The 10,598-nt window shown below is 42.2% G+C and carries 13 protein-coding genes and 1 pseudogene; 7 read left to right on the forward strand and 7 right to left on the reverse strand.

What is annotated here, in order from left to right:
- Positions 1-2: 2 nt before the first annotated feature.
- A complete protein-coding gene (tnpA, locus tag DWW10_RS24405) occupies positions 3-359 on the reverse strand; it encodes an IS66 family insertion sequence element accessory protein TnpA (protein WP_004319780.1) in 357 nt (118 codons plus the stop codon).
- Positions 360-1,007: 648 nt separating this feature from the next.
- Between tnpA and DWW10_RS24415 the strand changes: the two genes are divergently transcribed.
- The 5 genes from DWW10_RS24415 to DWW10_RS24435 all read left to right on the forward strand — a co-directional run bounded on the left by DWW10_RS24415 (position 1,008) and on the right by DWW10_RS24435 (position 3,149).
- On the forward strand, positions 1,008-1,319 hold the full coding sequence (locus DWW10_RS24415) for a DUF2958 domain-containing protein (RefSeq protein ID WP_005868826.1): 312 nt from the start codon (positions 1,008-1,010) through the stop codon (positions 1,317-1,319).
- 73 nt (positions 1,320-1,392) lie between these two features.
- Positions 1,393-1,629, forward strand: a complete 237-nt coding sequence (locus DWW10_RS24420; RefSeq protein ID WP_005868824.1) for a hypothetical protein — start codon at positions 1,393-1,395, stop codon at positions 1,627-1,629.
- A 13-nt stretch (positions 1,630-1,642) separates the two neighbouring features.
- Positions 1,643-1,891, forward strand: a complete 249-nt coding sequence (locus tag DWW10_RS24425; protein ID WP_005868823.1) for a hypothetical protein — start codon at positions 1,643-1,645, stop codon at positions 1,889-1,891.
- 43 nt (positions 1,892-1,934) lie between these two features.
- Positions 1,935-2,372 carry a hypothetical protein gene (locus DWW10_RS24430; RefSeq protein ID WP_005868821.1) on the forward strand — a complete coding sequence of 146 codons (438 nt, stop codon included), beginning with the start codon at positions 1,935-1,937 and terminating at the stop codon, positions 2,370-2,372.
- 267 nt (positions 2,373-2,639) lie between these two features.
- Positions 2,640-3,149 carry a hypothetical protein gene (locus tag DWW10_RS24435; RefSeq protein ID WP_007569216.1) on the forward strand — a complete coding sequence of 170 codons (510 nt, stop codon included), beginning with the start codon at positions 2,640-2,642 and terminating at the stop codon, positions 3,147-3,149.
- Between the two features lie 15 nt (positions 3,150-3,164).
- Here the strand turns inward: DWW10_RS24435 and DWW10_RS24440 are convergent, their stop codons facing one another.
- The 5 genes from DWW10_RS24440 to DWW10_RS24460 form a co-directional block, all read right to left on the reverse strand.
- Positions 3,165-3,452: a hypothetical protein gene (locus DWW10_RS24440; protein WP_007569214.1), complete on the reverse strand. Its 288-nt coding sequence runs from the start codon at positions 3,450-3,452 to the stop codon at positions 3,165-3,167.
- 110 nt (positions 3,453-3,562) lie between these two features.
- Entirely contained in the window at positions 3,563-5,089 is a 1,527-nt protein-coding gene (locus tag DWW10_RS24445) for a type II toxin-antitoxin system HipA family toxin (protein ID WP_117867189.1), read from the reverse strand.
- Positions 5,079-5,399: a helix-turn-helix domain-containing protein gene (locus tag DWW10_RS24450; RefSeq protein WP_005868815.1), complete on the reverse strand. Its 321-nt coding sequence runs from the start codon at positions 5,397-5,399 to the stop codon at positions 5,079-5,081. The genes DWW10_RS24445 and DWW10_RS24450 overlap by 11 nt, the downstream gene beginning before the upstream one ends.
- A 99-nt stretch (positions 5,400-5,498) precedes the next feature.
- Positions 5,499-7,088 (reverse strand): type II toxin-antitoxin system HipA family toxin, encoded by a 1,590-nt coding sequence (locus DWW10_RS24455; protein WP_117929156.1) that lies wholly within the window; start codon positions 7,086-7,088, stop codon positions 5,499-5,501.
- Entirely contained in the window at positions 7,081-7,431 is a 351-nt protein-coding gene (locus tag DWW10_RS24460; protein WP_005868812.1) for a helix-turn-helix transcriptional regulator, read from the reverse strand. Before DWW10_RS24460 ends, DWW10_RS24455 begins: the two co-directional genes overlap by 8 nt.
- A gap of 129 nt (positions 7,432-7,560) precedes the next feature.
- On the opposite strand from DWW10_RS24460, the pseudogene DWW10_RS26550 reads away from it, so the two are divergent.
- Positions 7,561-7,720 (forward strand): annotated as a pseudogene (locus tag DWW10_RS26550) (helix-turn-helix domain-containing protein).
- 126 nt (positions 7,721-7,846) lie between these two features.
- Entirely contained in the window at positions 7,847-9,127 is a 1,281-nt protein-coding gene (locus DWW10_RS24470) for an ATP-binding protein (protein ID WP_005868811.1), read from the forward strand.
- Positions 9,128-9,432: 305 nt separating this feature from the next.
- On the opposite strand, the gene DWW10_RS24475 is transcribed toward DWW10_RS24470, so the two are convergent.
- Positions 9,433-10,491, reverse strand: a complete 1,059-nt coding sequence (locus DWW10_RS24475; protein ID WP_117867187.1) for a helix-turn-helix domain-containing protein — start codon at positions 10,489-10,491, stop codon at positions 9,433-9,435.
- Between the last annotated feature and the right edge of the window lie 107 nt (positions 10,492-10,598).

Raw genomic sequence — 10,598 nt, forward strand, 5'->3', positions numbered from 1 at the left:
GGCTAACGGTTTGAATTCAAAAATATCAGGGTTTGCAATACCTCCGGTGACAAAGGGCTGTTCAAGCGGACTGTAACGCCATTGGGATAGGAGATCTCACATAGCGGCTGGGGAATTGGCGACGGGCTGACCGGAGGGGCAGACAGCAGGGATTTCTCCTTATGGGGAAGACTGACCTGGCCCTTACTGTTTACCTTTACCGGGATAAAGCCGCCTTTGCGCAACAGCTTGGAACGCCACTCGTAGAAACGTTTGGGACGAATACATTCATTCGAACAAAAATCCATAACTGACAGTCCGCTCGACTTGAAACGGGAATAAATAGATTCAAAATCTTCCATGGTCCATTGATGTGACATAACAATTGAGCTTTTTTACTTTGATTACAAAAGTAATATCACATTTTTAGAATGAAAGGGGGAGTTTATCGAATGCTTACATTTTTTTGTTTAATTAATATTATATTCTCCAAAATAAATGTTTTGGCGTATTATATGTTTAATAACCAATAAATTAGATAACTGTTTGATTTTGATTATAGTTGGATTTATATTGATATGGCGAAATACTTGGCTATTATATATCAATGTGAATAATGTTGGATTTTATTCTTCTTTTATTTCCGTACTGCCCTTTTCCTTGTTTTCTGCCTCCCCTAATGTACGTTTTTTCATAGCCCCGTCTGAGAGCCTTTGTTTTTGAACGGCAAATTTATTTCGGTGGATGGATACGAAAGAGTTCCGGTCTTCGCCCTTTGTACCGAAAAAAATAACGCCGGACGGCTTCGCTGTCCCCAACATTTTTTGTCGTCCAAAACTTTTCTCAATCCCTCCTTCCTTCTTGTTGTGTGCCGTAAAAAAAAGGCTTATAAACTCAGATGGGGCATGAAAGCTCAAAAAAAAAGTCGGCAGAAAGAAAAGGTCATCCCGGAAAGGGGTTTTAAAAAAAGGTCTTTAAATCTAGCTGAAGCATAAAATTAGAAGTTTAACCCTTTAAAAATGTGACATATGATTACAGTGACGGAACAACTAAAGAATGTGTTTGAAGCCAACCCTTTGTACTCAAAAGAGGGGCAGGGGCTTAATGCGGAAGTCATCGCAAGGTTTTTCCTTCCTTTTTCTTCGGTGGTATGGTTGGTAACGGAAGCCGAACAGCAGGAAGACGGTGACTGGCTTTTTTTCGGTTATTGCCATATTCAAGAATGGGAATGGGGTTATGTGCTTCTTTCTCAAATTCAAGAGGTGAATGTTCGTGGGTTGACCGTGCAGCTGGATAAAGGACTGAAAACCGGTATAACGGTAAAAGCTTGCCTGAATTGATTAGAGAATAAACGGAGAGGGAACAACCCCTTTCCGCTTTCCAACCGGAATATTGAACTTAAAAACGGAAGTTATGGTTTACGAGACGAATTGCACGGAAATAACACAGGACAAATGGCGTGAGCTGATGAAGTACGGTAGAAAATGCTCCTATCGGCTGCTTACGGCGAGAATCAAGCGGGAATTGCCGGAATTATACCATGCGCTGGCTCTCCAGTTCTATAATCCTTATGCGGAACAGTGCAGGCAGACACCCACACATTATATATTGGTTCATTCGGCCATTGAATATTTTATCAGAAAACAATAAAGGACAAATGGTTATGAAAACAAAAAAGGTTGATAAAAAGAAAACGCTGGCTTATGCGGTGGCATTTTACTTTACGGATGTTTCCGTAAAGTTCATGATGGGGAATGCGATGTATGAGTATGTACATACCGTTTATGACAGGCGGTATGATAACGGTGGCTTTAATACGCTTGCCGTAGTCTATAATTACAAGAGGATGAAGTACGAGGTATTGGTCGTATCGGACGAGAAGGTAGGTGATAAGGAGATTCATATATTATAAGTTTCACAAACAGGGCTTTTGCCATATAAAAACGGCTTTTGAGATGAAAAAGTTATCGGCTTATACGGTTGCATCCAACTGCACCGACTTGACGGATATACGTGACGGCATCGCTGAAATACATGAAGCGATGAAGACTTGCGTTGAATCCGGGAAACATATCCCTTCATTCTATGTTTCCCGGTTGGCCAAACTGGAAACTAAAAAGAAGAAACTGGAGAAACGGACGCAGGTACACATGACCGTCACCATCCGTTTCTTTATAGATGATGATACCCTTACAATGGCAGTCAGGCATTGCCTTTTCTTCAAGCTGGAACCGACTCGGCAGAATGTGATGAAAGCCATCCGTGATGCGGTTCTTAATAACGGACGTTCCATTCTTGACTTTCCGGAAGCATGGGGAGAAGATCTTATGGATGTGTCTTTCTTTGATGTGGAGAATGCCATGAAGAAGCTGCGTTCCTCATTCGGCCTATAAACTTCATTGCATATTTTTCCGAAAGTAAAGTAACCGTTGGATTTTTGGCCAGCGGTTCTTTTTTCAAAAAAGAACCAAAAACTTTGAATACAATCTTTTTTCATCTTCTAACTTATGTATTCGGAAAAAATTCCATGGCATTCAGAAAAGGGATGATAGCGGTTTGGGGATTATAGGGTAGATTTGTGGGGTAAGCTTACAGAGACAGTTTTTATAGGCAGGTTCCGAAAAGCCTTTGAGAGAGTAGGAGAACATGAGTTATAATATATGGCTATAAGTATAAATGATAGACAATTGATTACACAATTTATTACTAATACTCAGAATTTGAATGTTAATTTACCTACAAATGGTGGAGGGTGTGCTAATTTAGTTAGAGGAATTATAGAACAGGCAACAGGAAAAAGAATTTCAGTTAATCCTTTTGGAGCTTCTTTAGAAAGTATGATACAAAAAATAAATACCTATCATGATTTAGCTAAATGTAATAATGGAGATATATTATATTTTGTGCATCTTCCTAATGCTGCTGTAAATTTACATCAAACTATTCATTATGCAATTTTTTGTAATGTTAATAATGCTGGTGTACAGAAAAATGTTATTGGGATAAATGGATTAGCAGATCTTTCTTTTTCTCCCACAGCTTATCATGGTGTTGTAGCATCTGTAATATCTCCGGGTAATTTTAATGGAGTAGGGCAGGTGATATATGATACTGTAGCATTCCCTAATATTCTTGGTGAATTGTATGTTATTGATTATGAATTGATATAGGAATAAGTTTCTTCGTTATTTTATGGCGTACAGTAGTATAGAAATAGAAAAAAACTGAAAATTGAATAGTAAATTTGTTTGCTCCATGTTACGTTTATTACCGCTTGTAATCGGGCTTTGCGCAGACTTTATGTCCTGAAGGCTTTTTAGTACCCCTTCCATTTGGAAGATTTTGACAGCAGCGATGAAGGTGGTGGAGGATATATCCGGCTGGAGGCTTTTCAGTGTGTTCTCCGATGGCTGATATCCTCTCATCTTCAGTTCCAGAATGGTATTGAAGTCATCATTTCGCATAGCCTTCATGAAAGCCTCCTCTTGTTCGTTGGCAATGTCCGGATTTGGATCGTATGCAGTTGCTTGCCGAACAAGAACAGACTTTTTATTAATGTAATAGTGTCGCTATTCGTCTGTTTTTATCTTCTAGCTAAAGGCAGTAACAACCGTTCCACAAGTTCTTTCTTGTTCTCAACGGGCATCTTGTTTCTGCCTTTGGCAATGACTTCAGCAGCCAAATCGCTTTTACGCCCGGCAATGTATTTCTGTCGCTTTCCGTTTATGAAGGCCTCGATACGGAAATCATGCCGGGTGTTTTCGATGATGTTGATTTCTGATACCAAAAAGCCATCCTCTGTCTCGTAGGGTTCGACAATGGTGGGCAGGTAGTGTTTCATGGTTTTCCCTATGATCGGAGATACCAAACCGGAAAGATGCTCTTCGATGCGGTCTTTCCAATAGTCATCGATTTGATGATTGGTGGCATAATCGTAAAAATGGCTGATGGCAAGGCTGACTTCTTCGATTATCCTTTTCGCATTCTTTATTCCGTTCTGTTTGGCAAATTGCATCAGGTCATCTTCCGTGATGTCGTTATCTTTTCCTGCAATGCTCATGGAGTGTGCGTTTTCGTATGCCGCACCGTCCAAATTGGTGGTGAATGTCATGTCGTAGGCTGGGGTGATGTGCCATGTGCCGTTTCTTTCCATCAGGAAAGAGAAATTCTTGATGTGGTCATCCACATTGCCGCCCATGATATTGAATACCGTCCTACGGTAGAGTTCGGACTGTTCGCTTGCCGGGATGTTCAGTTTTCGGCAGACTTCAAACAAATCCTCATAGCTCGTTGCATCCGGATTCATGGCAGCAAGTGTCTGTGTATGTATCTTCTCTCCGTTTATCCTATCGTAACGCTCCGTCAGGAAGTGATGTTTTCCATCAATTTGAATGAGTCGGGAAGGCATCATCGTAATCCCGGCTTCCTTTGCCATCTCATAATATACCATTTCCATTTGCGTGAACGGAAAATCGTCCCCTTCTGCAAACTTCAATATGTAGTAGGTATAGCCCTCCGGTAAAGGGACTTGGCCGGAACGTATATCATGTGTCGTTTCATTGATGGCGATGATGGCTTTCGGGTGCTGCCCTCCGGCTGATGTACCTATCTCATAGATACTTTGCAGTTGCAGTGCTTCGTCATCTTGCACGGATATTTCCTCCCGTTCCTCAAAGATACGGCGTGCCAGTTGGTATAAACTCTCTATCTGGAGAGTGGAAGAGGATTCCAATCCAGGAGTGGCCGGGATGAACTCAAAGGCTCCCATTCCCCGTTTCCCGATGAAAGACAGTTTATCTACCGGTGTGAGTTTGCGCTTGGGGATATGGTTTTGTGCCGCCCATTGGTCGAAGACCATGTTACCCCACCGATCAGGCAATGAATCTGCCAAAAACGGTGGGAGACCTTGATAAGTCTTTTCTTTGTTTCCGAGTATGGGCATACCCTTTGCCGCCGGTCCTTTGACAGAAGCGGTCAGTGGGGCGATTTCCACTCCTTTCTTGATGAAATCCGGATGATAGTTGAAGACGGCTCTTTTGTTTCTTTCGTCCCAATAGAGCTTTCCGACTTCTTCTCCCCATAACATAACACTCACAACATTATTTTCCATGTCTTATCCTTTTCGGCTTTTTATTCATTATTCGTTCCATTGTATAGGCTGAAACAGGTATTTCCGGCATCAGATCATCCATCTGTTCCAGACAGTCCACTACTCGTAACAGGGCAAGAAAGTTGCCCATATTGATGTTATAGGCCTTCCCGTTCTCAAACTGGCGTAAGGTGATAAGGCTGACACCGGCTTTCTCGGCAGCCTCTTTTTGGGTGAGCCTATAGGTTAGCCTGTATTCCTTAAATCGTCTGCCCAGTTCCACTATGATTTCCGGATTGGCCATGGCTTGGGTGATGTGATTCGTTGTCATTTTACAAAGGTAAATATATTAATTGTTAAATCAAAATATGATATATAACAATTAATATATTTACTGTTATATTGAATTGTGCGCGATGTAGTTTGTGTGCTAATCCCCCAATTCCATGCTACGCTTATTGCCGCCTATAATCGGGCTTTGCACAGGCTTTATGTCCTGAAGGCTTTTTAGCATCCCTTCCATTTGGAAGATTTTGGCGGCAGCGATGAAGGTGGTGGCGGATACATCCGGCTGGAGGCTTTTCAGTGTGTTCTCCGATGGCTGATATCCTCTCATCTTCAGTTCCAGAATGGTATTGAAGTCATCATTTCGCATAGCCTTCATGAAAGCCTGCTCTTGTTCGTTGGCAATGTCCGGCATTTGGATGGTATGCAGTTGCTTGCCGAACAAGAGCAGGTTTTTTCCGATAAAATCGGCGTGTTCCGGCTTGACCCCGCAATCCTTGGCAGTCTCATGCCAATACGATACGGTTTCCTGTACCTTTTCGATAATCTGTTTGTGTTTCCGGATACCCATGTTCTCACCTACCTTTTGCAGATCTTCCATCGTGAAATTGTCTTGTTTGCCGTTGAGTGACAGTTGGTGGCGGTTCGTCCATTTGCCGCCCGGTGTGTATGAGTAGCAGAGGTCGTATGCCGGGGCCAGTTTCCATTTCCCTTGTCTATCCATCAGGAAAGAGAAGTTCTTGCTATGGTCATCATGGTTACGGCTCATGACGTTGAACACCATTCTTCGGTATAGTTCCTCCTGATCTGGATAAGGGAGGTTCATCTGCCGCATGATACGGAATATCTCTTCGTATGAATGGCGTTGGTCACGGTCATAGTGGGCAAGCCCGGCCAATGTCTGTACATGGATTTTCTCTCCGTCTTTCATACGGTCAAAACGGCGTGTCATAAAGTGATATGACTCTTTTTCCTGAAGTAACCGGCATTCCATCATATCGATACCGCAGGCTTTTGCCATCCGGTGATAGGCATATTCGATATTTCCTATTCCTTGTGGATTGTCCGTTATCTGCGTGTGTTCGCTGTATTTGCCGCCATCAAATTTCAACAGCCAATATCCGAATCCTTCAGGAGCTTTTACCTGTCCGGAGCGTACCTCTCCGGTAATATCGTTGTAGGCGATGATGGCCTTGGGCTTGGCACCTCCGGCAGATGTTCCCACTTTCAGTATATCCAGAATGTTTCTTCCTTCCTGGCGCAGTTGGACCTGAAAAGCCATTCTGTCCGTGAATACGGATTTGGCAAGCTCCGTCAGTTCCTCGATATGGAGCACTGATGATTCGTTCATGCCGTTGATTGGCGAGGACGGCTCAAACTCCAGTGCGCCCATGCCACGTTTGCCTACATAGCAAAGCCTGTCTAAAGGGGTAATCTCTTCTCCGGACAATCCCTTGCTGGCAAACCATTCATTGATGATCTGGTTTCCGAAAGTGTCCGGCAGTGAATCGGCAAACAGGCCGGGCAACCCCTTGAAACAGTCGGTACGGTTTTCAAGGAACCGGTAGGGGGTGTTCCTGTACTGGCTGATGGGCATGATGATGGGAGAAATGTCAAGACCGGAGCGGATGAACTTCCGTTCATAGTCGAACAAGGCGGCATTGCTTTCCTTTTCCCAATAGAGAGAGCCTACGCTTTCTCCCCATAGCTTTACATCTACTATCAAATCATTCATGGTTATCTTGTTTTAAATGGCGTACACGGTAGCGTTTCTTTCCTTGCAGTTTTTTGAGCTCTATCGGGCTGACCCGGATTTCCGGTACCAGTTGCTCCAGGTTCTCCAGCAGGCCGAGCGAGCGGAGTACGCTGATGAACAACAGCAGCGATACCGATTTGCCCTTCTCGATGTTCGCAACGGTCAAGGGGCTTACACCGGAAGCCGTTGCCAGTTCTTCCTGCGTGATATGCTGCCTGATACGTGTCTCTTTGATGCGCTGGCCGATTCTCATCAGCACAGCTGGATTGCTCATTTCATTCCACATGGTTGTTCCTTTTTTGCAAATATACAAATAATCCATGTAAATATATAGATTAACTTGAATATATGATGTTAATCTATATGAATACAATGATTATAGTTGCTTTATCGGCTGTTTTTTTCTTTGAACTAGGATGAAAACTGACTAAAATCACAATGTGTTGTGAATATGAAAGAGCTAGGAAAGATGATTAAAGAGTGCAGGAAGAGTTTGAAGGTCAATCAGCTGGAACTTCTCCGAACTGGCGGGCGTGGGCATCAATACGCTGGTGGCCATCGAGCGTGGAGAAGGCAATCCTAAATTGGCTACTGCTTTCCATTGGAGTTGATTAAAGTGCGGAAAAATGTATAAGATTGCTTCTATTATCTGTTTATTTTAGTATATTTGTGCTTTAAATAAGTGCGGATAAATGTATTATACGCTGTTTTTACATGTATAAAAATGCTGTTTGTAGATGAAAAGATTTGTTTTGCAACAACTTATAGAATGGAAAAACCGTGAGGATAGAAAACCTCTGATTTTAAATGGTGCCCGACAAGTTGGGAAAACATGGCTGCTCCATGAGTTTGCCAAACTTGAATACAAAAAAGAGGCTTATGTGGTATGCCGTAAGAATAACCTTGCACGCCAGCTTTTTTCTCAGGATTTCAATGTTGACAGAATTTTACGGGGGCTGCGTGCGATGACTTCCGTTGACATTACTCCGGGTGATACGCTTATTATCCTTGATGAGATACAAGATATCCCGGAAGCACTGGAATCTTTGAAGTATTTTAAAGAGGAGGTTCCGGAGTATCATATAGCTGTGGCAGGTTCACTTTTGGGGATATCCCTTCATCAGGATGTGTCTTATCCCGTAGGGAAGGTAAATGTCATCAATATATTTCCTATGAACTTTGAAGAGTTTCTTGTCGCCAAGGGAGAAGAAGAAGCTTGTAAATTGCTTATGAGTGGGGATTTTGAAACGATAAGCCTCCTGCATGACAAATATACGGATCTCCTTCGGCAATATTATTATGTAGGTGGTATGCCGGAAGTTGTACTCAAATATGTAGAAACGGATTCCTTGCTGGAAGTCAGAAGAATACAGTCGGAGATTTTGCAAGGCTATGATCTTGACTTCTCAAAACATGCGCCCAAAGAACAGGTTCCGCGTGTCCGAATGGTATGGAACAGCATTCCTTCCCAATTATTTAAAGAAAACAAGAAATTCATTTACGGAGCTTTGCGAAAAGGTGCCAGAGCCAATGATTTTGAGATGGCCATTCAATGGCTTGTAAATGCCGGGTTGTTGTATAAAGTGCCTCGATGTACCAAACCGGAGCTTCCGCTTGATATTTATGAAGACCTGTCGGCTTTCAAACTCTATATGGTTGATTTGGGGCTTATGGGTGCTATGGTCAAGACAGATCCGGCCCAAGTCTTGATTAAAAACGACATATTTAAGGAATACAAGGGAGGAATGACTGAACAGTATGTATTGCAGCAGATGAAAAGTAAGGGCGTGTCACCGATTTATTACCATAACACAGACAATTCGCGTCTTGAGTTGGATTTTGTTATTCAACGTAATGCCCAAATGGTGCCGATAGAAGTGAAGGCCGAAGGGAATGTCCGGGCCAATTCGTTGACAGCATTACTGGGAAAAAGACCGGAATTGCATGCGGAGAGATTTTCTATGTTGCCTTATAAAGTACAGGGTAATCTTACAAATTTTCCGCTATATGCAATATAGGTGTATCCTTTTCCCATGCCGGTCATACCGTTAGAACTGATTGATAAGTATGATGCGTATGTTGGCCGGTATGTCTATCTTTGTGGCAATGAAAACAGAGAGAGGATTGATTTACGCCTTGTTTTCCGGGACGGAAAGGAGATTGGCACGGATGATCTGAATCTGTATTATAATTGATGTGACGGCTTGGATGTCCCCCGGATGAATGTTCGGGGGATTCTTTTTCTTTTGGGCGTTCCTGTGGGACGGTCAGGCTTTCCGTTGCAAGTCCTCGCCTAAAGGCTGTGGGCTTTACTCTGCAATCCCTAACGCATGGCTGAAAAGTCCTCTTGCCGGTGTTCTTCTTCATACAGCCTCATGCGTTCTTGTAATGCTTCTTTTAAATTGTCGCTTTTTTTCAGTCCGAGTTTGGCACGTATGTTCGCTCGTTGGCTGGTTATGTTTCCGCTACTCCGATGTAATAATTCGCATATTTGGCTGACGGTCTTGTCTTGCAGTATTAAACGGCAGATGTTTAATTCGGACGGGGATAAATAGGGATATATTCTCCTGATCGTATCAAGTTTACTTTTTTCCTTTTTCTGGTGTGCGGCAAGGGCTGTAAAAAGATTTTCTTTGGATTGTTCCCCTATTATGCTTAACAGGGAGCTTGTCTTTTCTTCCGGGTTATTCTCGCTTAACAACTCGGCGAACGCGAATAGTTCTTCCTTTTTCATTTGGAGACGTTTCAAAAGCATTTCCTCTTCCTCTTTTAGCAAGTTGCTACTTTTTAGCAAGCTGCTGATATTACTGTGTAAGGATCTTCCTAATAAGGGGATCATGGTGTATATGATGATGACCAAAGGCAGATAACTGTATAGGAACGGTTCGTCGGTGATAAGTGTGCAGATTGTATAGGAAGCTATGGTAAGGGAGGACAATAGGATGGAGATATTACTCATATAGGCACAGATGGAAAGCATGGTAAATAAGAGAGAGATACTAATGTTACTCATTATCAATGCTCTTTGATAACTATATTCATATCCGCTACATATTGAGCAATAAATTATCTCGATAAAAATTTCGATATGTATGGCTATCAGTATAATGGAAAAGGTCGTGGTCAGATTTACTCTCTTTTTAAAATAAGCGAGAGTGCACATAATGATAAACAGGAATAATACGCTGTTAATATAATAAAACTGTTCATTGGGAAATGGAACTGAATATATGTATATGGGTGCGCATAAGGCCAGCATGAGCAGGGATAGATGAAAGACACGTTTTTGTTGATACGTTATTATCATTTCTCTTTCTTTTTTGTCGTAAGTTTGAGTTTTTATTGAACTTAGAAAAGTAGCGGCTTTTGTGCTGATTTTCATGTGTTTTATTGTTTTAAGTGTTATTAAGTATAATGTTTCCTGCAAAAATAACTGTTTTTTTTTTTTCTGATTCTCCGCAAACACACCTAATATTTTTAGTATATTAG

Origin of the sequence: Bacteroides intestinalis (assembly GCF_003464595.1) — a bacterium.
In the GTDB taxonomy this organism is placed as follows: domain Bacteria; phylum Bacteroidota; class Bacteroidia; order Bacteroidales; family Bacteroidaceae; genus Bacteroides; species Bacteroides intestinalis_A.